This window comes from Corynebacterium sp. 5QC2CO, assembly GCF_024580435.1.
GTDB lineage: Bacteria > Actinomycetota > Actinomycetes > Mycobacteriales > Mycobacteriaceae > Corynebacterium > Corynebacterium jeikeium_D.
The window spans coordinates 97,687-119,012 of record NZ_JANIKI010000006.1 but is presented as its reverse complement, the minus strand read 5'-3'; the positions used below and the strand labels follow the sequence as shown (position 1 = coordinate 119,012).

Here is a 21,326-nt window from a genome sequence, read left to right as displayed (position 1 = left end):
GACACCTTATCGTTACCCAATGATCTCCTATCCAATGCGTGGAGAGTCAACCGGTTGCGTGCCGCGCGGTAGCCAGACAGAGCCACCAATCATCGAGGACAGACCACCGTGGTTGTGCACCGCATCGGAGCGGATGACCAGGTAGACGTGAATGATGGCGAAGAGCCAAATCAGGTACATGATGATTGTGTGAATCAGGCGGAAGTAGCCGATGCCAATCCAGTGCGTCGGCATAGCCAGCAGCTGGAAGAACCAGTTGGACTGATCCATCATCGCGTATAGCGACAAGCCTGTGAGCATCTGAATGAAACACATCGCATAAATGCCGGTGTACGCCAGCTGCTGCAGCGGATTGTGAGCGAAGTAGAACGGCCCTTCCTTGCGCAGGAAGAGGTAGTATTGCATCGTGTGCCAGAGGTCTTTAACATCCTGCTTGTTATAAATCGGCCATAGCGCACGCCATCGTGTTTGTCGGTCGTGGGTAACAAACAGCAGAATGACACGCCATAGCCCCACCGCGATCCATAGGAATCCGGCTAAGAAGTGCGCGAAACGGACATATCCCATCGCGAATCCCGCGGCCGAGCCGTCATAGGTGCGCTCAGTCAAATAGGGCTGCATGATGTACCAGCCAGTAAAGGTCATCACCAACATCAGCGCCAGGTTCAACCAATGTTGAACGCGCAGCGCCCATCCCCACAGGTGAACCTCGACCCACGAACCGGAGCCCTTCTTGTTCTCCGCAATGGCCTCGTCGAGTTTCCGCAGCCCCATTGCCACGAATCCTTCGAAGATGAACTCTCCGATGATATTTCCGTCTTTGTCAATGGGCGCAAGCGCGACGCCCATACTGCGGTGCCCGCGACCATGGTGCATGTTCGCGTTACGACGAAGTAGAACGCCTTCCTCACGGGACATCGTGGATGCCTCAACGACCGCATTCAATTCACCGCGCATGATGGCGACATCGACCGTTTGATCCGCAATGTTGAGGCCGTGCACCTTGGCGATGGAGTAACGGCGGTCAGGTGTTGCCGGGTCGTAGGAATCCGGGGTCAGTTTCATCAGTGGCGTGCCGTCGAGATGGAAAAGATCGTCACGACGACGACGCAAGCTGACCTTCAGCGCAAGATCGACAGGATCGCGGGAGTCGTCCGGGACAATTGCTGCGGCCTGAATGACCTCGGATGGCGACAACCAGTGGCTGGTGTGTGCGTCAATAACCGCAATAACCAGGGGGTTGCCCTTGGAATCTTTTAGTCGCAGTTCCGGATTTTCACTCACTGAGGGTGTCATGCCGTCGTCACCTTAAACATTTCCTGACCAGCCGGATCCAAAATGTGGACTGCGCAGGCCATACATGGATCGAAGGAATGAATCGTGCGAAGTGGTTCAAGCGGCTGCTCGGGATCAACCAGCGGATGCGTGCCATCGCCAGCCAGCGCGTGCTCGTATGGGCCAAGCTGCCCCTTCGGGTCACGGCCACCGGCCAGCCAGGTGGTCGGAACCACGGCTTGGTAGTTGGTCACCTTGCCATTTTCAATTTTGACCCAGTGGCTGAGCATGCCACGAGCGACCTCGAGGAAACCCACGCCCTGGCACTTTTCCGGCCACGTGGTCGGCTCCCAACGGCTATTGTCGAAGACATCGATGTCGCCGTTCTTCAGGGCCTCAACGAACTCCGGGAAAATGTGATCTGCCAAGTAATTGGCGGTGGTCACAGACTCCACAGCACGTGCGTAGGTGCGTCCCGCAGTGGAGTTCATCTGCTCAATACGCAGGTCGAGCTTATCCATGACCTCGTCGACCAGGCGCATTGTCTCCGGCTCCTTCTGCAGGTATGCCAACAGCACACGAGCAACCGGGCCAACTTGAACAGCGCGACCATCGTAACGCGGCGCCTTCGACCAGGTGTACTTTTCATTGTCCGACAACCACTCGTACGGCGGCTTCGGGCCGGTGTAGTTCACAGTTGTTTCGCCGTCGTACGGCTTCAGGCCGACATCATCGCCGGCTTCCTGCGTGTACCAGGCGGAGTTGATGAATTCCTCGATCTTTTCCGGCTGGAATGGGTGGAGCTTGGTGTAGTCACCGTCGAGAATGACACCGGGCTTGATGTTTGGATGCACGGTCTGGACACGGGACTTAGCCGGGTCGCCGGAGTAAGTGGCGCCGGCCATGCCTACCGCCAGGAAGCTGTCGGAGGAGCGACCGATGTCGAAGTAGTCCTTGTAAACGCTCATGATGGCGACTGCATCTGGGTAGAAGCAGTCATTGACGAACTCCACGATCTCGTCGATCCAGGACTTGATCTGATCAATGCCGACTTGGTTGACAGTCTCCGAGCGTTCCGGGTCGATGGAGCACGCCATGCCTCCGACCAGGAAGTTCGGGTGTGGGTTCTTACCGCCGAAGACGGTGTTAATGCGGATGATAGAGCGCTGGAAAGCCAAGGCGTCGAGGTAGTGCGACACTGCCATCAGGTTGGCCTCGGGCGGCAAGCGGTAGTCCTCATGTCCCCAGTAGCCGCCGGTGAAGATGGACAGCTGGCCGGAATCCACAATGCCCTGCACGGTCTCCTTGACCCGGGCGAAGGTTTCTTCGTTATTGCCCTTCCACGTCGAACCGATCGACTGCGCGAACTCAACGGTCTTCTTCGGATCGGCCTCGAGAGCCTTCGTGACATCAATCCAGTCCAGACCGTGAAGATGGTAGAAGTGCACGACGTGGTCGTGAATCTCCTGCGAGCCAATCACCAGGTCGCGAATACGACGTGCCTGCGGGGGCGGTGTCGAGCCAATGGCATCTTCGACAGCGGCAATGGACGCCACCGAGTGAGTACCCGTGCACACACCACAGATACGACCAACGAATGCCCAGACATCGCGAGGATCGCGGTTTTTCACAATGGTTTCGATACCGCGGAACTGAGTAGTCTCACTCCACGCGGTTTTGATCTGGTCTCCCTCGCGTTCCAGCTCAATGCGAAGGTGTCCCTCGATTCGGGTAATCGGGTCGATTACAACTTTTTCCGTAGCCATGTCCTATGCCCCCTTAGTTGTCCTTCGAATCGGATGTTGTCTCGCTCTGCGTGCCTGGTGCGTTTGAAGGAAGGTCGACCATCGGTGGCTTCCGGCCTTCCACACCACCAAACGCAGCCAACACCTTTTCTTCGCCGTTGGAGCGCCTTATCTTCAGTTCCTTCACCAGTGTGAGTCCGCCATGGACCGCGGCACCCGCGGCAGTGGCAGCCAGCAGTCCAACGCCGACCGTGTTCACGCTGGACTCCACTCCAATACCCGGGATTCCCGGCAGCTTGTCGTAGAACGGAGTGAACTGGTCGAAGAAGTCCTTCTCAGTACAGCCAATACATGGGTGACCAGCACCAATTGGCCAACCGGACTTAAGGTTCCACTGCACGATTGGGCATGGGCTAAACGTGGATGGCCCCTTACAGCCGACCTCGTAAAGGCACCAGCCGTTTCGTGCGCCCTCGTCGTCGAAGGTTTTCACGAACTGACCGGCATCGTAATGCGCGCGACGCGGACAGGAGTCGTGAATACGCTGGTCGTAGGCAAACTTTGGCCTTCCCTCAGCGTCGACCTCCGGAGTCTTGCCATAAGTGAGTACGTACGTCAGGGTGGCCGTAATCACCTCACCAATCGGCGGACAACCAGAGACGTTAATCACCGGCTTATCCTTGATAATCTCATCGACGCCCTTAGCGCCGGTCGGATTCGGCTTAGCAGCCTGGACAGACCCCCAGACTGCGCAGGCACCAACGGCCAGGATTGCCGTGGCCTTCTCAGCAGCCTCGAGCAGCACCTGCTCGGCCGACTTGCCACCAATGGTGCAGTACGCACCGTTCTCGCCGGTCGGAATCGAGCCATTGACCACCAGAATGTGGTCCTCCGCATTCATGTCATCCAAAGCTTTTTCGGCCGCGTGCCCGGACGGTGCCATGAGCAGCTCGTTGTAGTCCATTGAAACCAGGTTCAGCACCACGTCTTCAGCAGTCGTGCCTCCGGAACGCAATACGGATTCCATACATCCGGTACATTCCTGCAACTGCAGCCAAGCCACCTTCGGCTTCTTTACAGCCGAGAGCTTATCTGCGATTTCCTCCGCCGAGGGAGTCAGTGACTGCGCCGCAGCCTCACCGACATTCGGAGTTCCGGCGGCAAAAATTGCCGCCATAGTGCCACAAAACTTCATGAAACTGCGCCGTGAGACACCAGCTCTAGCGAGGTTTTCGCCGAGGGTCCCTTCCTGCCAATTCGCGCCACTAATCATTTTTTTCGCTGCGCCTTCTGCTTAGTTATTAGGAATATTGGTTTCGAGGTTTTACAACTACCAAGGCCCATTGCCTATACATGGCCAAGTATAGCGACCTAAGAACAACCTGAATAATGGTGATGCGCTGCGGTTATAACAAAATAATATGCAAGATAAATGTTGCGTAAATATAGCTCCAGGTACAGGTAGTGAACGTGAAAAACCGCCGCAGATTACAGCGGGATATCACCCATCCCCCCACTAAGGTGGAGCGAAGCGAGGGGGGTAACGGGGCCGTCGTCAAGCATGCCGTGACGCCCCCATTGCTTCACGACGGCCCCCGGCGCGCGCTTAATCAACCAGCGCAGGGTTGACCCAACGGAGCCATTCGTCGATGCCCTCCCCGGTCTTAGCGGAGACCTCAATCACCTTCACGCCTGGATTGACCTTTTCCAGGTTGGCGCGGAAGAGCTCCATGTCGAAGTCAAGGTACGGGGCAAGGTCCATCTTGTTGATAACCACTACCTGCACAGAGCGGAACATCACCGGGTACTTGACCGGCTTATCCTCCCCCTCGGTGATGGAGTAGACCATTGCCTTGCGAGTCTCGCCGACCTCAAACTCAGCCGGACAGACGAGGTTTCCCACATTTTCAATCATGACCAGGTCGAGCGTGGCCAAATCCAGCCCCTCGAGCGCGCGGGAGACCATCGGGGCGTCCAAGTGGCATTCACCACCGAATCCGTTGCCCGTGTTCAGCAGCGAAATCTGTGCCCCGTAACCCTCCAAGCGGTCGGCATCGAGAGCCGTCTCAATATCGCCCTCGATAATGCCGACGCGCAGCTTTCCCTGCGCAGCCGCCAGTGTCTTCTCCAACAGCGCAGTCTTGCCTGAGCCCGGGGAACTCATCAGGTTGATGGCTTCCACGCCATGTTCAGCAAGCAGCTCGCGATTATGCTCCGCGCGGTGGTCGTTTTCGCTGAAGATGTCCTCGAGGATGGTCACGCGTTCCACGCCGGTTTCATAACCCGAGTGGTCGCCGTGGCTAGCGTCATTGGGGTCCGCGAGATGAACGTGGTCATGGCCGTGGTGGTGGTCATAGTCGTGGTCATGATGATGGTGGTGATGGTGGTGTGCGTCATCGCCGTCATGCCGGTGGAAACGTCCCATGATAAAACCGTCTTTCCTACTTGTGCGTGTCGACGTCGATGTCGACGATTGTGAACTCTTCCCCCGAGATTACGCGTCCTGGCTTTCCACACGTGGGGCACAGCAGGCCGTCGAGTGGCCCCACCTGTTCGCGATGCCCGTGCGCGCATTCGACAACCGCAGGTACCCAGTCAATATCCAATTTCGCGTCCCCCAAACCGGTATCGCGACTGACGAAATCCCACGCGTATGAAAGGGTTTCTGGCACAACCTGCCGTAGAGCGCCTATCCGCAGGTGCACAGTGCGTACAGTTCGACCTTCGGCTGCTCTCGTGACAACCTTCGCTAACTGCATGCTCAACGCTACTTCGTGCACAATCTCCAAACTAGCAGTGCGAACGGACCCGAGCCGCTTACGTAAAGTTGAATGCATGGAAAAGGCAGGCGCGACCGGGGCGGGGATGGGTACGAGCATTCAACGCATTCGCTGGCGTATCGAAGGTATCGTCCAGGGGGTCGGATTCCGCCCTTTTGTCGCCACCATCGCCCGACGCGCGGGTCTCGTCGGCTTCTGTGGCAACGATGAGCAGGGCGTATTCATCGAGGTAGAAGGCCCACCGGACGCCCTCGCTGCCTTCCACAGCCAGCTTTTCACCGAACTGCCGGCGCTTGCCCGCATCATCAATCACTCCGCCGAGCACATCGCGACACTGGGCCATGAGCGCGAGTTCACCATCGTGCCCTCTCGCCACAGCTACTCCGGCCGCGCGCTGCTTCCGCCCGACACTGCACTGTGCCCGGACTGCCGCCGTGAGTTTTTCGACCCTACCAACCCGCGCTACCTCTACCCTTTCATCTCCTGCACCAACTGCGGGCCGCGTCTGTCCATCATCACCGAACTGCCCTACGACCGCCCGCGCACCACTATGGCGGCTTTTCCGATGTGCGCCCCGTGCGAGCGCGAATACACAGACCCCACCGACCGCCGCTATCACGCTCAGCCAATCAGCTGCTTCGACTGTGGCCCGCGTCTGAGCTGGCACGATGCAGGCGGCACCACCACCGCCCCCTCCCGCGAGGAGGTTCTCGCGCTCTTTCGTCGCGCACACGCACTGCTTGACGACGGCGCCCTGCTCGCCGTCAAAGGTATTGGTGGTTTTCACCTGGTCTGCGATGCCACCAATGGCGCTGCCTGCGAGAAACTGCGGATGCGCAAGCGTCGACCCGACAAACCGTTGGCGGTAATGGCTCCCACTGTTGACACCGCTGCCCAACTGGTTGAGTTAACTGAACAGGAGAAGCGTTTCCTCGACTCCCCTGAGGCACCGATTGTGATTGCACCGAAGCAACGGTCGGGGCCGCTTTCGGATCTCATCGCCCCGGGCCTCGACAGTTTCGGCATAATGCTTCCGTACTCAGGCATTCACCTGCTGCTTTGCGATCGCCCGCTCGTGGTCACCAGCGGCAACCTCAGTGGCGAGCCCGTGTGTACCGACAATGCCGACGCGCTGAAGAAGCTCGGTCACATCGCCGACGCTTTCATCCTCCACGACCGCGAAATCCACGTACCCGTTGAAGATTCGGTCTTCATCGGCACCGCCCCATCGCGCCGGTCTCGCGGCTTCGCTCCCATCCCCGCTTCAATCACGCCCACCGGTTCTCGTAACCACACTGGCACTGGCCCCAGAACTGGCCCCAGAACTGGCCCTGGCACCAGCCCCCGTAGCACGTCCCAACCCACCGTCTTCGCGGCTGGCGGGGAGCTGAAGAACACTTTCGCAATCGCGCATGGGGACCTCGTTCACGTCTCCGCACACATTGGTGACATGGGTTCGTGGGCCAGCCAGAAGGCCTATCAGAGGGCAGTTGACCAGCTCCTTTCCATGCGCGACGCGACCCCGGACCTCGTCGTCTGCGACCTTCACCCGGGCTACGCCACTACCGCCTTCGCCGAACGTTTCGCCGCCGAGCACGACATCGAGCTGCTCTCGGTTCAACACCACTTCGCGCACGCGCTCTCCTTGCTTTCCGAGCACCGTCTCCTCTCCCCCGGTGCCGGTCGCGCAGTCGTCGCTACCCTCGACGGCACTGGCTATGGCACTGATGGGTCCATCTGGGGCGGTGAAATCCTCACACTCAGTCGCGATTCCGCAGGCTGGGAGCGCACTTGGCACTGCCCCTCTTTCCCATTGGTAGGCGGCGATCGTGCCGTCACACATCCGTGGCGGCTCGCCCTCGGTCTCACTCACGCGTGGGAGCTTGACGACGACCGTCTCCTGCGCAACCTCTCCAACGAACGTGAAGTATCCCTGGTTAAAAGCCAATTGGCTACGGGAGTCGGCACGGTGCAAACTTCATCTCTCGGCCGCATTTTCGATGCCGCCGCAGCTCTGCTGCTTCCTCGCTGGCGCGGTAGCGCGGCCATCAGCTATGAAGCGCAAGCGGCCATGGAGTTGGAGGCAGCGGCAACTCGCTACGTGAGGTCACATGCGGAAGCGCTCGGAGCGGTCAGTTCAAAAACCAAGCCGGTGCACCTCCAGGAGGTCATCCGGGAGACGGTAGCATCGCCTGACACCGAGCAGGCCGCATTTATGTTTCACGGTGGAATCGCGGGCGTCGTCGGCAAGCGATTGGTGCAGGCGGCGGAGGAAGCCGGCACCGATGTTGTCGGCGTCAGCGGAGGCTGTGCGAATAATGCGCTGTTGATGGAGCTGCTGCAGCGCGAAGTTGCAGCTGAAGGCATTACTCTGTTGCAGCATCAAATTGTGCCGCCGGGCGATGGCGGCTTGAGTCTTGGCCAGGCGGTGGCCGGTCGCCTGCTGGCGGCAACCGGCATGGATGTCTAGCAGATGCGCGGCAGCGGGTCGCCGACCAACATGTCCACCATGCGGGTGCCACCGAATCCGGTGACCAGTACAACGGAAGCGGCGGGCTCGTCCTCGATGGAGCCGATATCATGAGCCTCGGCAGCCCCGGCTGCGTGGAGCGCACTGAGCGCTGCCTCGGATTGCTCGGCGGGGACAACGGCAACGAAGGTGCCTTCATTGGCGACGTAGAGCGGATCGATGCCGAGCATGTCACAGGCACCACGGGTCATTTCACGGACTGCGATGGATTCGTCGTCAAGCACGACACCAAGACCGGTGCCGCGGGCGAGCTCGTTGGCGACCGTGCCGAGGCCGCCGCGGGTGGCATCGCGCATCCAGCGAGTGCCGGGCGCAGCATCAAGTAGCGCTTCGACTAGACCGTTGACTGCGCGGGTATCGGACTCGATAGGCGCGGCCAGAGCCAAGTCGCCGCGGGCGAGCATGACGGCCATGCCGTGATCAGCGATTGGACCGGAGACGAGGATGCGGTCTCCGGCCTCGATGTTTGCGTAGACAGATCCTTCCGTAGCGGCACCAGCGTAGTCGCCGCGGACCACGCCGACCCCGGCCGTGGTGATGTAGACCTGGTCACCTGCACCCTTCGGCACAACCTTGGTATCGCCGGCGACGATACTCACCCCTGCGGCATCGGCAGCGGTGCGCATACTCGCCACGATGCGGCGCAACGTCGCAATCTCCAGCCCCTCTTCCAGGATGAACGATGCGGTCAGCGCCAGCGGCCTGGCTCCGGCTACCGCCAGATCGTTAATCGTGCCGTTGACGGCCAAATCGCCGATGTTGCCGCCCGGGAACTCGATGGGATTGACCACATAGGAGTCGGTGGACATTGCCAGCCGCGCCCCGCCATGTGCAGAAGCTGCCGCAGCCTCGACGACGGCATCGGCAGCGAAGAGCCCGGAGTCGCCACCCTGCCCTAAAATTTCATTGCCGTAGGCGTCGAAAAAGACCTGTTCAACCAGAGCTGCGGATGCCTTTCCACCGGAGCCGTGTTGCAGGGTGACGTAATCGTCGAGAAGCCTGAACGGACGTGCCCGAACGCGACCAATATTGGTGTTTACCTTGGCTTCGTTGGTATTCAGACGATTCTTCGGCTGCATGCTCACTATCCCTAACTTCACAGCTGCTGGCGGACAAAACTGCTTGCGTCACTCGTCCTTCGAAAACGAGGCTCGCTGCCCCCGATGGTAGTCTCGATAAGTATTGCAAACGAGGAGAAGCGTATGTGTCTTGGTGTCCCTGCCGTCATCACAAAAGTCCACGATGCTGCCCGTGCAACAGTGGAGATTGGTGGCGTCGCACGCATGATTTCCACCGATTTACTTGTTGACGAGAGCCTCACCGCCGGTGACTGGGTGCTCGTACATGTTGGTTTCGCCATGAGCAAGATCGACGAGGAAGAGGCCAGACTCTCGCTCCAGCAAATCAAACAACTAGGCGGCGACGCTTACGAGGATGAGCTGGAATCCTTCTCATCGTCACAGATCGACTGAGGGGCTGGACGGCACCATGAAATACGTTGACGAATTCCGAGATCCCGCCGCTGCGAAAAAGCTGCTCGCACGCATTGAACGCGAGGCCACCAAGCTGGAAAAGCCCATCGCACTGATGGAGGTCTGTGGCGGGCACACGCACACCATTTACCGTTACGGCTTGGAAAACCTCCTACCCGAAAACATCGAGCTGATTCACGGGCCCGGCTGCCCCGTCTGTGTCATCCCCATGGGCCGCGTCGACGATGCCATTTGGCTGGCACAGCAGCAAGATGTCATTTTCACGACCTTCGGCGACATGATGCGCGTGCCGGGGTCCGAAACGTCGCTGATGCAGGCACGTGCGCGCGGCGCCGATGTGCGCTTTGTCTACTCGCCTCTCGACGCGCTGAAGATTGCCACCGATAACCCCGATAAACAGGTTGTTTTCTTCGCCGTCGGATTCGAGACCACCGCTCCGTCGACTGCCGTGACCATTGAGGCCGCCCGCCGTCAGGGAGTGGAAAACTTCTCCGTGTTTTCCAACCACGTACTCATCGAGCCGCCACTGCGCGCTATCGTCAACGGCGGCGAAACCAAGGTCGACGGTTTCATCGGACCAGGTCACGTGGCTACAACCACCGGCACGGACGCCTTTGAGTTCCTGCCGCGCGAGTTCAATCTGCCAGTGGCGGTCACCGGTTTTGAGCCATTGGACGTACTCCAGGCCGTCGTTATGCTGCTGGATCAATTCGTCAGCGGCGACGTTGCTGCCGGTAAGTCGCGGGTGGACAACCAGTACGCGCGCGTCGTTCGCTCCTCCGGCAACACCACCGCGCAGAAACTCATGGACCGTGTCTTTGCCCTCCGCGACACCTTCGAGTGGCGTGGTCTCGGATGGATTGAAAACTCCGGCCTCGGCATCTCTGAGGAATACGCGGCATTCGACGCCGAGCGCCGTTTCCAGGTGCCGGGGCGCCGTATCCCAGACCCCGTGACCTGCGAATGCGGATCTGTGCTCACCGGCCACATCAAGCCCTGGCAATGCGCGGTCTTCGGCACCGCCTGCACCCCGGCGACCCCCATCGGCACCTGCATGGTCTCCCCCGAAGGCGCTTGTGCGGCGTACTACAACTTCGGCCGCATCGATCGGAAGGTCACCGAGAACCTGGCGAAATCCCGCCGCTAGTTACTCCGTAATTCCCGCACGCGCGAGCGCTGCCACCGCCTGCTTTACGACGGGCGCGTCAATCATCTCGCCATCGAGCTGGAAGGCGCCAGTGTGCGTACCTGCGTGATCGACAATCTTCCGGGCGCGGGCGAGCGTTGCTTCCGACGGCTTGTATGCCTTGCGCACCGGCGGCACCATCGCCGGATGGATGCAGGCCGTAGCCAAGAAACCACAGCCCACGGCATCGAGAGCCTCTAGGTACTGGCCGCGCTCATCGCGAAAGTCAGTATGAACGGCATCAATAGCGGCAATACCCGCCGCAGCTGCATGCACCTGAACGAGTGCACGAGCCAATCGCTGCGGATCGCGGTAGTGGCGACGAGGGTTTTCATCCACACTCTGGCGCGAGGACACGCCACCAAGTTCGGCGGTCAGGTCTTCGGCGCCCCAGAACAGACCCACAACGTCCGGGTGCGTGGCAATCTGCTGGATATTAATCATGGCCTGCGGGGTTTCAATCATCGCGATAATCTTCAACCCCTCGAGCTCTGCGGGAATGGAGTCTCGAATCTTGGGCACCATGACGATGTCGTAGTCACATGCACGGGCAAAAGCGACATCCTCTGCGAAGGTCGGAGTCCCGGGACCGGTGATTCGAAGAATAGTCGTCTCCGGGTCGAGCGGATTGTTGATGATGTTCGCACGTGCCTGCTCGTGATTGTCAACGGCAGCGCCATCTTCCAGGTCAATAATGACCATGTCCGATCGTTCAGCAGCTTTCTGGAAACGTTCCGGACGGTCAGCCGGGGCGAAGAGTAGCGCCGGGCCAGAGGGAAGCCAAGGGAAGGTCTGTTCACCATCGAGGGAGCTAAAGCCTGTCATAGCTCCTAACCTAATTGAAAACTCGAATCACCTTCGCGCAGGGGCTCCCCCAGGAGACAACAAAACCCGCGTTGTGGCATCCATAGAGTGGAAACCACAACGCGGGCTCGCTGAGTTTTTCAGCCTTTTGCGGCTAGTCGCGGTACAGCAGCAGCGCGTCACCCTGACCGCCGCCACCACACAGGGACACACCAGCGCGACCCGAACCGCGACGGTTCAGCTCCATCGCAGCGGTCAGAGTCAGGCGGGCACCGGAGCAGCCAATCGGATGGCCGAGGGCAATCGCACCACCGTGGATGTTGGTCTTCTCCAGCGGGTAGTCCAGCTCACGCAGGGACTTGACGGCCACCGCACCAAATGCCTCGTTGATCTCGATGAAGTCGAGCTCCTGCGTATCCCACTCAGCGCGACGCAGGGCCTGCTTCAAAGAGTCCGCAGGCTGAGCGTGCAGGGAGTTATCCGGACCTGCGGTCTGGCCAGCCTTGCCCACAACTGCGAGGTAGTCCAGGCCGTGCTTTTCTGCGTAGGCACGCGATGCCAGCACAACTGCTGCGGCACCGTCGGAAATCGGCGAGGAGTTACCGGCAGTGATGGTGCCGTTTTCCTTCAGGAAGACCGGGCGCAGCTTAGCCAGAGTCTCCACCGTGGTCTCCGGGCGAATGCCCTGGTCGGTGTCGACAACTACCGGGTCACCCTTGCGCTGCGGAATCTCGATTGGAGCGATTTCCTGCGCGAAAATGCCGTCTTCCTGCGCCTTAGCCGCACGCTGGTGAGAAGCGGCCGCAACCTCGTCCTGCTGCTCGCGGCTAATGCCGAGGTCGCTGTTCGGACCGTCGGTAAGCGTACCCATGGACACACCATCAAAGGAGTCGACCAGACCGTCGCGCTCCAAGGTGTCCTCCAGCTTCAGCGCACCGAAGGACTTGCCCTGACGAACCCCGCGTGCAACATGCGGAGCGTGCGTCATGGACTCCTGACCACCTGCAACAACGACGTCTGCATCACCGAGACGAATCAAGCGAGCGGCGTGAATGACAGCGTTTAGGCCCGAGAGGCAGACCTTGTTAACGATCTCAGCGGTCGTATTCCATGGCAGACCTGCCTTGATGGCGACCTGTCGAGCCGGGTTCTGGCCAGCACCTGCGAGAATCACCTGGCCCATTACGACGTGCTGAACCTCTTCCGGAGCAACGCCGGAACGCTGGACAGCGTGCTTGACAGCATGTGCGCCGAGTTCGACAGAAGTAAGCGGTGCCAGCTGACCGAGCAGCTTGCCCTGCGGGGTGCGGGCACCAGCGAGGATAACGACGTCGTTCGGGCTGGGAGCTGGAAGGTTACTCATGGATGGATTCTCCTAAGTCAAAACTGATGAGTGTGGACTGACCATAATTGCTGCGTATTTAATTCTCGAGGTCAACCACGTATGCGGCTTCGGTGTTGGCCTCGATATCGGCCAGCGTCACCCCAGGTGCCAGCCTGCGTAGCACCAGGTGATCATCAGCGACATCGAAGCTTCCCAGGTTGCTAATAATCCTTTTCACTACTTTTGCACCTGTGAGGGGCAGTTCGCAGGCTTTTACCAATTTTGGTTTGCCATCTTTGGAAACGTGATCGGTCAAAACCACCACTCGAGGGGTGCCGGCGACTAAGTCCATCGCGCCACCCATGCCCTTGACCATCTTTCCTGGGATCATCCAGTTGGCCAGGTCACCGCACTGACTAACCTCCATCGCGCCCAACACAGCCATTTTCACGGCACCGCCGCGAATCATGCCGAAGCTGGTGGCGGAGTCGAAGATCGCCGCGCCCGGCACCAGCGTCACGGTCTGCTTACCCGCATTGATAAGGTCGGCATCCTCTTCGCCTTCATATGGGAAAGCGCCCATTCCCAGAATTCCGTTTTCACTCTGCAGCAGAACGCGCACACCTTCGGGAATATGGTTTGCCACCAGTGTCGGAATGCCGATACCCAGATTCACATAGTCGCCATCGCGCAGCTCTTCGGCGGCCTGCTGTGCCATCTCGTCACGGCTCCAGCCCTTGTCCATAATTGTCTTCGCAGGTGCCAATTAAATCTCCTCCCCTGCTGCCGCGTCACCGGCATCGTGGCTGGAATCGGTATTGCGGGGCCGAATTGTGCGCTTTTCAATGAGTTTCTCGCGACCGTCACCGCGGGCGATGTGCTGGATATACACCCCCGGAGTCATCACCAGATCCGGGTCAATCTCACCGCGGCCAAGCAAGTGCTCTACCTCCGCAACGGTCACCCTGCCCGAGGCCGCGCACAGTGGGTTGAAGTTCTGTGCGGTCCGGCGATAGACAAGGTTGCCGTCAATATCGCCCTGGTAGGCGTGGACCAGGCCGATGTCGGCAACGATGCCCCGCTCCTGCACGTAGGTCTGTCCGTCGAAGTCGGCATGGGGCTTGCCCTCTGCAACGAGCGTGCCGACGCCGGTTGCGGTGTAGAACGCGGGAATACCTGCGCCCCCTGCGCGAAGCCGCTCCGCCAGAGTTCCCTGCGGGGTGAACTCCACCTCAATTTCGCCTTCGAGGTACTGGCGGGCAAACTCCTTATTCTCGCCGACGTAGGACGCCACTACCTTTGCCACCTGCTTGTTCTCCAGCAGAATGCCGAGCCCAGTACCGTCAATGCCCATGTTGTTGGACACGATGGTGAGGTTTTTTGCACCGGAGTCGCGCACGCCCTCGATGAGGGTGTATGGCACACCACATAGACCGAATCCACCGACTGCCAGGGTCATTCCATCAGTGACGAGGCCTGCGACAAGCTCGCGGCCGGTCTGATCAGTTGTTTTTGACATTGTTCTACACCCAGCCCAGGATTCGCGGAGCCATCTCACGCATCTCGACCTTGCGGACCTTGCCCGACGCGGTCATCGGGAACTCCTCGACGACGTGGACGTAGCGCGGAATCTTGTGACGCGACAGCTTGCCGTGGGCAAAGGCCGCCACATCCTCAGCGGTGAGATCTTCCACATCGTCGTGCAGAATTACCCATGCCATGATCTCTTCGCCGTACTTGTCATCCGGCACACCGATGACCTGCGCATCGACGACAGCCGGGTGGGTGAACAGGAACTCTTCAATTTCGCGCGGGTAGATGTTCTCACCACCGCGAATGAGCATGTCCTTAATACGTCCGGTGATGGACAGGTAGCCCTCGTCGTCAAGCACACCCAAGTCGCCGGTGTGCATCCAACCGTCGGCGTCGATGGCCTCGGCGGTCTTTTCCGGGTGCTCCCAGTACTCTTTCATAACGGAGTAACCGCGAATGACGACCTCGCCCTGTTCACCTCGTGGCAGCGTCTCGCCCGTTTCTTCACAAATGATGCGGGCTTCCAAGTGCGGCATGATCTGACCGACAGTGTTGACGCGCTTTTCCAGCGGGGAGTCTGCGCGGGTCTGGAAGGACACCGGCGAAGTCTCGGTCATGCCGTAACAGATGGCAATCTCACGCATATTGAGCTTGTCCATCACATCACGCATGGTCTTCGACGGGCACGAGGTACCTGCCATCACACCTGTGCGCAGCAGCGACAGGTCGTAAGGGGAGCCGTATTCCTCCTGGTCGTGGGCTTCTTCAAGCTCATTGATGAACATCGTCGGCACGCCGTAGAGGCTGGTGGCCTTAGCCGAATGCACAGCCTTGAGCGTTTCACGCGCCTTAAACGACGGAGCCGGGATGACAATAGCGGCACCATGAGTGAAGGCAGCGAAGGTGCCAATCACCATGCCGAAGGTGTGGAAGAACGGCACCGGTACACAAATGCGATCGGTCTCGGTGTAGCCCAACAGCTCACCGATGAAGTATCCATTGTTCAGCAGGTTGCGGTGCGTTAGCGTAGCGCCCTTGGGAAAGCCTGTCGTGCCCGAGGTGAACTGGATGTTGATTGGATCGTCCGGCTTCAGCTGGGAAGTGTATTCGCTCAGATCGTCGATTTCGCTGTGCATGTGCTCGTACCACTCGGAGGAGCCGAAGTAGATGACCTTGTCCAGGCGCACACCGCGCTGCTTGGATGCCTCAATCAGCATGGTTCGGTAATCGGAGTCCTTGTAGCGGCGGGCGGCAAACACCATACGCACACCTGCCTTTTCCAACACGTAGTTCAGCTCGTGCTGGCGGTAAGCCGGGTTGATGTTGACCAGCACCAGGCCGATATGGTGGCAGGCGTACTGCACCACGGTCCACTCCCAGCGGTTGGTGGACCAAATGCCGATACGGTCTCCCGGTCGGTAGCCCTCGCGGATGAAAGCGCTGGCCAAACGCAGAACTCGGTTGTAGAAACGCTCAAAGGTAAAGGAGACATCCGCGTAGACGTCAACGACGGCGTCGCGGGACGGGAATTTCTCCACAATCGCACGCAGGTTCTCACCGAGAGTCTCATCGCGCAGTGGAGCGGCTCCTTGCTCGACACCGGCGCCGAACACGTGGCTCATCTTGTTGCCATCAGCATCGACAACATCCTTGCCGTATGGTGCCGGCACAGTGGTGAAGCCCTCCGGCAGCTTCGAAGGATCAGCAGTGCGCTGTTCTGCGTGGTTCTTCAATGTCGCGGTCATGGGGAGATCTCCTTGTTTTATGTGACTCCGCATAGTGCGGAGTGTGAGAGGGAATTGTGTTGTTTAGGGGGATAAATCAGTGGTCGTTACCGGCCGTGGGACTAACCGGTTACAGCGGCTCGCCGAGCAATGGCTTCTGCTTGGCGGAAGAGCGGCGCATCCACCATCTGGCCGTCAAAGCTGAAGGCACCCGTGTTCTTTTCCGCTTCTGCCAAGAGCCGACGCGCCCAGTCAATCTCCTCGTCGCTAGGGCGATAAGCCAGGCGGATTGTCGGGACCTGACCTGGGTGAATACAGACGGTGGCAGCGAACCCCAACGCAGCGGCATCGGCTGCCTCCGCAGCTAGCCCATCCGCGTCGGAGATATTGACGTAGATGGAATCCAGACTGGCCTTACCGTGCGCCGCTGCCGCCAGGTGAACGTGGCTGCGGGTATGTACCGGCACACTGCGGTAGCTGCCCGCATGGATACGGCCCGGCGCGAGTGCAGCCTCTGCTTCGCTAAAGCGTGATGACGTTCCCGCCAATCCCGCCACCAGGTCCTCTGCGCCCCAGAACAGTGCAACGACACCATCGGCCTGCGCTAGCTCTTCGGCGCGCATGACCCCAAGCGGAGTTTCGATGAGGGCAATGACCTGGGTCTTCTCCCCCAGTGCCGTTACCAACTCATCCACTTGCTGCGCCGAGGAGGCCTTGGGCAGCATCACCTGGCGGAAAGCGGTGCCACGCAACATGTCAATATCCGCTGCGTAGTCCTCAACCTCCGGTGGATTGACACGCACAATGGTGCGGGCTGGATCGAGGTCACAGGAGGCGATAGCCTCGCGGGCAGCCTCACGGTTTTCTGCGCGACAGCCGTCCTCCAGGTCCAGAATCACCATGTCGGCACGGTCAGCAGCTTTAGCGAACCGTTCCGGCCTGTCTGCCGGCGCAAACAGAATTGCAGGGCCCAGCGGCTGCCAGGAGTTATGCGTAGACATGAGCCACTCACTTCCCCGCTGAAGCGGCGTTCTCGGAGCCGTCGTCAAGCGAAGTCGGTGCGCATTGGACGAGCGTGGAACGGACTGCGCGGCAGACGATGGTGCCGTCCTGATTGCGTCCGATGTGCTCAAGCTCGACGATGCCCTGGTTGGGGCGGGACTTGGACAGGCGCTTGTTACGGCAGACGGTCTCTGCGTACAGGGTGTCGCCGTGGAACATCGGTGCGGGAAACGCCACTTCGGTAAAGCCGAGGTTGGCGACGATGGTGCCGAGCGTCAGCTGCCCGACAGATAGCCCGACAACCGTCGACAGCGTCCACATTGAATTGACCAGGCGCTCGCCTCCGAATCCCGGCTGCTGGCTCGACCAGTGTGCATCCAGATGCAGTGGCTGGGTGTTCATGGTCAGCGTCGTGAAGAGGACGTCATCGGTTTCGGTGACGGTTCGCCCCGGACGGTGCAGGTAGCGCGCGCCGACCTCGTACTCTTCGAACCACAGTCCGCGCTGGACGACGTCGTGGGTGACTTCGGTTGCGTTGTTGTCAGCCATTTTTACAGCCCCAATCCGCGCGCGATCAGCATGAGCTGCACTTCGGTGGTGCCCTCGCCGATCTCCAGGATCTTGGAGTCGCGGTAGTGGCGTGCCACGCGGTACTCGTTCATGAACCCGTAGCCGCCGAAAATCTGCGTCGCGTCGCGCGCGTTGTCCATCGCAGCCTCCGAGGCGATCATCTTGGCGATGTACGCTTCACGACGGAAATCTGCGCCCGCGGCCATCTTTGCGGCTGCGTCGTACCACGCCATGCGTGCGGCATGCGCACGCGCTTCCATTCGTGCGATCTTGAAGGAAACGGCCTGGTACTCACCGATCGCACGGCCCATGGAGTGGCGCTCCTTGGCGTAGCGAACCGACTCATCAACACAACCCTGCGCAGCACCGGTGGCAAGCGCTGCGATTGCGACACGCCCCTCCGCCAGGATGGACAGGAAGTTAGCGAAGCCGCGACCACGGGTGCCCAGCAGGTTCTCCTGCGGAACGCGAACATCGGTGAAGGTCAGTGGGTGGGTGTCGGAGGCATTCCAACCGACCTTGTCGTAAGCCGGTTCCGCGACAAAGCCCTCCGTGCCGCTCGGCACGATAATGGTAGAAATCTCCTTCTTCCCATCTTCCTTCTGACCGGTGACTGCGGTGACAGTAACCAGCGAAGTAATATCCGTGCCGGAGTTGGTGATGAATTGCTTGCCACCGTTGATGACGAAATCATCGCCGTCTTCACGGGCTGTGGTGCGGGTGGCACCGGCATCGGACCCTGCGTCTGGCTCGGTGAGACCAAAGCCGGCGAGCTTCTTACCAGCAGTCAGCTCGGGCAGGTAGGTCTCCTTCTGCTTGTCATTGCCGAAGTGGAAGATTGGCATGGCACCCAAACCAACGCCGGCTTCCAGGGTGATAGCGACCGACTGATCGACCTTAGCTAGCTCCTCCAGGGCAATACCGAAGGACAGGTAGTCACCGCCCATGCCACCGACTTCCTCGGGGAATGGCAGACCGAACAGGCCCATTTCGCCCATCTGCGAGACAATCTCGTACGGGAAAGTGTGGTTGCGATCGTGCTCGGCGGAAACCGGATCGACAACTTCGTTGGCAAATTCGCGAACTACTTTCTGCAGTTCCACGTATTCGTCGTCGAGGATAGCGGTTGCAATCTTGGTGCTTTCAGACATGATGAGTGCTCCTTAAAAGATTTTGTAGGTGTGGGACCTGGTTGGTGTGAGACCTGGTTGGTGCGTTTCGTGTGGGCTTTTATTCCTCGGCTTCGGCCACAGTGATGACCGCCAGCTGCTGGTCACCGGTGACCTGATCGCCCGGCGCGACGGTGAAGCTGACCTCACCCGCAATTTCAGCGGTGAGAGTGTGCTCCATCTTCATGGCCTCCATGACCAACAGAGCATCACCAACTTCGACGCGGGCTCCCTCCTCCACCGCCAACGCGATAATCGCGCCGGGCATCGGAGCTTGGATAACTCCCGAGCCTCCGGCATCGGCTTCGGCTCCGGTGGTGACTACCTCGGTGCGAGGGAGCACCCACGTGCCGTGTGCACCGGTGACGACGTACTCCTCATGATTTGCCGACCCCGCATTGTCGATGGTCTCGACTAGGAAATGCTGTGCGACACCATCGCGGACGATGCGCAAGCGCTCCCCGTCGCGGTAGACGGAAACCTTGTAGTTCCGCGGTTCTGGAACGTCGATCTCTTCGTTCTCCGCTTCGGCGGACAGGCCCGCGACCACATCACCGACGATGACGTCGGCGCTCGACGGCGTGCCCACAATCGAGATCAGGCGCGAGTCCTCCCCCGTTCCGAAGCGGATGCGCTGCGCGGCAGGGGTACTGGCGCGCCAGCCATCCGGGGTCAGCCACGGCGAGTCGGTGGCCTCTTCAAAGCGAGCAGTCAGCCAGTCCATCGCAGCGGCGAGGTAGACATCGTCTGGTGTTTCGGAGGTGGCGAAGCCTTCCGCTACGCGGTCGAGCAGACCGGTATCAAGATCGCCGGCACGAACCTCGGGGACGTTCAGCAGGTAGCGACAAAAGTCGATATTGACTCCGACACCTGCGACAACGGTGTCTCCGAGCGCCCGATCCAACCGCTCGAGCGCCTGCTCACGGTTTTCCCCATGGGAGATGATCTTCATCAACATCGGGTCATAGAGGGATGAGACCTCGGAACCGTCGACAATGCCGGAATCCACCCGGATCCCCGCCCCGCTCGGCTCGACGACACGTGTGACCGTGCCACCGGTGGGCAGGAATCCCGCTGCCGGGTCTTCGGCATACACGCGAGCTTCAATCGAGTGACCGGTGAGAGTTACATCTTCCTGAGCAACCGGCAGTGGGCGTCCCGAGGCAATGTCAACCTGCAGTGCCACCAGATCCAGGCCCGTGACCTGCTCAGTTACCGGGTGTTCAACCTGCAGACGCGTATTCATCTCCATGAAGAAGAACGACGACGGGTCCTTCGCCGGCACAATGAACTCCACCGTACCCGCCCCGACGTAGCCGACCGAGCGGGCCGCGTCACAGGCCGCTTCACCAATTGCGCTGCGCGTTTCCTCATCCAGCAGGGGGCTCGGCGCTTCCTCGATGACCTTCTGATGGCGTCGCTGCAGCGAACACTCACGCTCGCCCAGGTGGATCACATTGCCGTGCTTATCTGCGAGGATCTGCACCTCGATGTGTCGTGGGGTGTCGACGAAGTGCTCGATGAACAGGGAATCATCGCCGAAGGCACCCGCCGCTTCACGACGAGCCGTTGCGAGCGCAGCCGGCAGGTCAGCAGCGTTTTCCACGCGGTGCATACCCTTGCCGCCACCGCCTGCCGACGGCTTAATCAGTACTGGGAAGCCAATCGATGGGGCTGCCTCTATGAGGTCCTCGTCGCTAAGCCCGGGACGAGATAGACCCGGCACGGTGGGAACATCGCGGGCTTCGACGGCGGCGCGGGCGGAGATTTTGTCACCCATGGTGTTGATGGCGCTGGCCGGTGGGCCGATGAACTCAATACCTGCTTCCTCACAGGCGGTCGCGAAGTCTGCGTTTTCAGACAGAAAGCCGTAACCGGGGTGGATTCCGTCTGCGTCGCAGCGGCGAGCGGCATCGATGATCTTGTCGATGACCAGGTAGGACTCGCGTGCCGGAGATGGGCCAATGTGGATGGCCATATCCGCCATGCGTACGTGAGGTGCGTCGGCATCGGCATCCGAGTAGACCGCGACGGAGCGAATTCCGTTGTCACGAAGGGTTCGGATAATGCGGCAGGCAATCTCCCCGCGGTTTGCGACCAATACGGTACTCAGGCTGCCGCCAGCTGCGTGGGGCTGCGTGTTATGCGCTGTCATGTGCCCTGTGTTTCCTTTCCAGAAAATGCGGTGTCG

At 60.0% G+C, this 21,326-nt stretch carries 18 protein-coding genes; 3 read left to right on the top strand and 15 right to left on the bottom strand.

Features of this window, described 5'->3' with window-relative positions; genetic code table 11:
- Positions 1–27: 27 nt before the first annotated feature.
- The 5 genes from cybH to NQ014_RS06810 all read right to left on the bottom strand — a co-directional run bounded on the left by cybH (position 28) and on the right by NQ014_RS06810 (position 5,779).
- Positions 28–1,296 (bottom strand): Ni/Fe-hydrogenase, b-type cytochrome subunit, encoded by a 1,269-nt coding sequence (gene cybH / locus NQ014_RS06830; RefSeq protein WP_257074444.1) that lies wholly within the window; start codon positions 1,294–1,296, stop codon positions 28–30.
- Positions 1,293–3,041: a nickel-dependent hydrogenase large subunit gene (locus tag NQ014_RS06825; RefSeq protein ID WP_070438472.1), complete on the bottom strand. Its 1,749-nt coding sequence runs from the start codon at positions 3,039–3,041 to the stop codon at positions 1,293–1,295. Before NQ014_RS06825 ends, cybH begins: the two co-directional genes overlap by 4 nt.
- 13 nt (positions 3,042–3,054) lie before the next feature.
- Entirely contained in the window at positions 3,055–4,293 is a 1,239-nt protein-coding gene (locus tag NQ014_RS06820; RefSeq protein WP_257074442.1) for a hydrogenase small subunit, read from the bottom strand.
- A gap of 333 nt (positions 4,294–4,626) precedes the next feature.
- On the bottom strand, positions 4,627–5,445 hold the full coding sequence (hypB, locus tag NQ014_RS06815) for a hydrogenase nickel incorporation protein HypB (RefSeq protein WP_257074440.1): 819 nt from the start codon (positions 5,443–5,445) through the stop codon (positions 4,627–4,629).
- 16 nt (positions 5,446–5,461) lie between these two features.
- Positions 5,462–5,779: a hydrogenase maturation nickel metallochaperone HypA gene (locus tag NQ014_RS06810; RefSeq protein ID WP_081636710.1), complete on the bottom strand. Its 318-nt coding sequence runs from the start codon at positions 5,777–5,779 to the stop codon at positions 5,462–5,464.
- Positions 5,780–5,855: 76 nt separating this feature from the next.
- Here NQ014_RS06810 and NQ014_RS06805 point away from each other — a divergent pair, with 76 nt between their 5' ends.
- Positions 5,856–8,270 carry a carbamoyltransferase HypF gene (locus tag NQ014_RS06805; protein WP_257074438.1) on the top strand — a complete coding sequence of 805 codons (2,415 nt, stop codon included), beginning with the start codon at positions 5,856–5,858 and terminating at the stop codon, positions 8,268–8,270.
- On the opposite strand, the gene hypE is transcribed toward NQ014_RS06805, so the two are convergent.
- Positions 8,267–9,409, bottom strand: a complete 1,143-nt coding sequence (gene hypE, locus NQ014_RS06800) for a hydrogenase expression/formation protein HypE (RefSeq protein WP_257074437.1) — start codon at positions 9,407–9,409, stop codon at positions 8,267–8,269. The genes NQ014_RS06805 and hypE overlap by 4 nt on opposite strands.
- A 123-nt stretch (positions 9,410–9,532) precedes the next feature.
- Between hypE and NQ014_RS06795 the strand changes: the two genes are divergently transcribed.
- Together NQ014_RS06795 and hypD are read left to right on the top strand one after the other, a co-directional pair.
- Positions 9,533–9,802, top strand: coding sequence for a HypC/HybG/HupF family hydrogenase formation chaperone (locus tag NQ014_RS06795; protein ID WP_257074436.1), 270 nt, complete (start codon positions 9,533–9,535; stop codon positions 9,800–9,802).
- A gap of 16 nt (positions 9,803–9,818) precedes the next feature.
- Complete coding sequence (gene hypD / locus NQ014_RS06790; RefSeq protein WP_257074480.1) at positions 9,819–10,970, top strand: hydrogenase formation protein HypD; 1,152 nt, start codon at positions 9,819–9,821, stop codon at positions 10,968–10,970.
- Here hypD and NQ014_RS06785 read toward each other — a convergent pair whose 3' ends face one another.
- The 9 genes from NQ014_RS06785 to NQ014_RS06745 form a co-directional block, all read right to left on the bottom strand.
- Entirely contained in the window at positions 10,971–11,834 is an 864-nt protein-coding gene (locus tag NQ014_RS06785) for a CoA ester lyase (protein WP_101687784.1), read from the bottom strand.
- Between the two features lie 133 nt (positions 11,835–11,967).
- A complete protein-coding gene (locus NQ014_RS06780) occupies positions 11,968–13,176 on the bottom strand; it encodes an acetyl-CoA C-acetyltransferase (protein WP_257074434.1) in 1,209 nt (402 codons plus the stop codon).
- A gap of 58 nt (positions 13,177–13,234) precedes the next feature.
- Complete coding sequence (locus NQ014_RS06775) at positions 13,235–13,903, bottom strand: CoA transferase subunit B (protein ID WP_005509864.1); 669 nt, start codon at positions 13,901–13,903, stop codon at positions 13,235–13,237.
- Complete coding sequence (locus tag NQ014_RS06770) at positions 13,904–14,656, bottom strand: CoA transferase subunit A (protein ID WP_257074433.1); 753 nt, start codon at positions 14,654–14,656, stop codon at positions 13,904–13,906.
- A gap of 4 nt (positions 14,657–14,660) precedes the next feature.
- Positions 14,661–16,415, bottom strand: a complete 1,755-nt coding sequence (locus tag NQ014_RS06765; protein WP_306438518.1) for an AMP-binding protein — start codon at positions 16,413–16,415, stop codon at positions 14,661–14,663.
- A gap of 101 nt (positions 16,416–16,516) precedes the next feature.
- A complete protein-coding gene (locus NQ014_RS06760) occupies positions 16,517–17,395 on the bottom strand; it encodes a CoA ester lyase (protein WP_257074432.1) in 879 nt (292 codons plus the stop codon).
- A 7-nt stretch (positions 17,396–17,402) separates the two neighbouring features.
- The gene (locus NQ014_RS06755; RefSeq protein ID WP_257074431.1) at positions 17,403–17,945 is read right to left on the bottom strand and encodes a MaoC family dehydratase; all 543 of its coding nucleotides are present in this window, start codon (positions 17,943–17,945) and stop codon (positions 17,403–17,405) included.
- Between the two features lie 2 nt (positions 17,946–17,947).
- Positions 17,948–19,117, bottom strand: a complete 1,170-nt coding sequence (locus NQ014_RS06750; protein WP_257074429.1) for an acyl-CoA dehydrogenase family protein — start codon at positions 19,115–19,117, stop codon at positions 17,948–17,950.
- Positions 19,118–19,196: 79 nt separating this feature from the next.
- Positions 19,197–21,290, bottom strand: coding sequence for an acetyl/propionyl/methylcrotonyl-CoA carboxylase subunit alpha (locus NQ014_RS06745; protein ID WP_257074428.1), 2,094 nt, complete (start codon positions 21,288–21,290; stop codon positions 19,197–19,199).
- Positions 21,291–21,326 lie beyond the last annotated feature (36 nt).

Coding starts and splice junctions, on each gene's coding strand:
- NQ014_RS06805 (WP_257074438.1), top strand. CDS start 5,856: ATGGAAAAGGCAGGCGCGACCGGGGCGGGGATGGGTACGAGCATTCAA.
- cybH (WP_257074444.1), bottom strand. CDS start 1,296: ATGACACCCTCAGTGAGTGAAAATCCGGAACTGCGACTAAAAGATTCC.
- NQ014_RS06745 (WP_257074428.1), bottom strand. CDS start 21,290: ATGACAGCGCATAACACGCAGCCCCACGCAGCTGGCGGCAGCCTGAGT.
- hypB (WP_257074440.1), bottom strand. CDS start 5,445: ATGGGACGTTTCCACCGGCATGACGGCGATGACGCACACCACCATCAC.
- NQ014_RS06770 (WP_257074433.1), bottom strand. CDS start 14,656: ATGTCAAAAACAACTGATCAGACCGGCCGCGAGCTTGTCGCAGGCCTC.
- hypD (WP_257074480.1), top strand. CDS start 9,819: ATGAAATACGTTGACGAATTCCGAGATCCCGCCGCTGCGAAAAAGCTG.
- NQ014_RS06780 (WP_257074434.1), bottom strand. CDS start 13,176: ATGAGTAACCTTCCAGCTCCCAGCCCGAACGACGTCGTTATCCTCGCT.
- hypE (WP_257074437.1), bottom strand. CDS start 9,409: ATGCAGCCGAAGAATCGTCTGAATACCAACGAAGCCAAGGTAAACACC.
- NQ014_RS06765 (WP_306438518.1), bottom strand. CDS start 16,415: ATGACCGCGACATTGAAGAACCACGCAGAACAGCGCACTGCTGATCCT.
- NQ014_RS06810 (WP_081636710.1), bottom strand. CDS start 5,779: ATGCAGTTAGCGAAGGTTGTCACGAGAGCAGCCGAAGGTCGAACTGTA.
- NQ014_RS06795 (WP_257074436.1), top strand. CDS start 9,533: ATGTGTCTTGGTGTCCCTGCCGTCATCACAAAAGTCCACGATGCTGCC.
- NQ014_RS06825 (WP_070438472.1), bottom strand. CDS start 3,041: ATGGCTACGGAAAAAGTTGTAATCGACCCGATTACCCGAATCGAGGGA.
- NQ014_RS06785 (WP_101687784.1), bottom strand. CDS start 11,834: ATGACAGGCTTTAGCTCCCTCGATGGTGAACAGACCTTCCCTTGGCTT.
- NQ014_RS06760 (WP_257074432.1), bottom strand. CDS start 17,395: ATGTCTACGCATAACTCCTGGCAGCCGCTGGGCCCTGCAATTCTGTTT.
- NQ014_RS06755 (WP_257074431.1), bottom strand. CDS start 17,945: ATGGCTGACAACAACGCAACCGAAGTCACCCACGACGTCGTCCAGCGC.
- NQ014_RS06820 (WP_257074442.1), bottom strand. CDS start 4,293: ATGATTAGTGGCGCGAATTGGCAGGAAGGGACCCTCGGCGAAAACCTC.
- NQ014_RS06750 (WP_257074429.1), bottom strand. CDS start 19,117: ATGTCTGAAAGCACCAAGATTGCAACCGCTATCCTCGACGACGAATAC.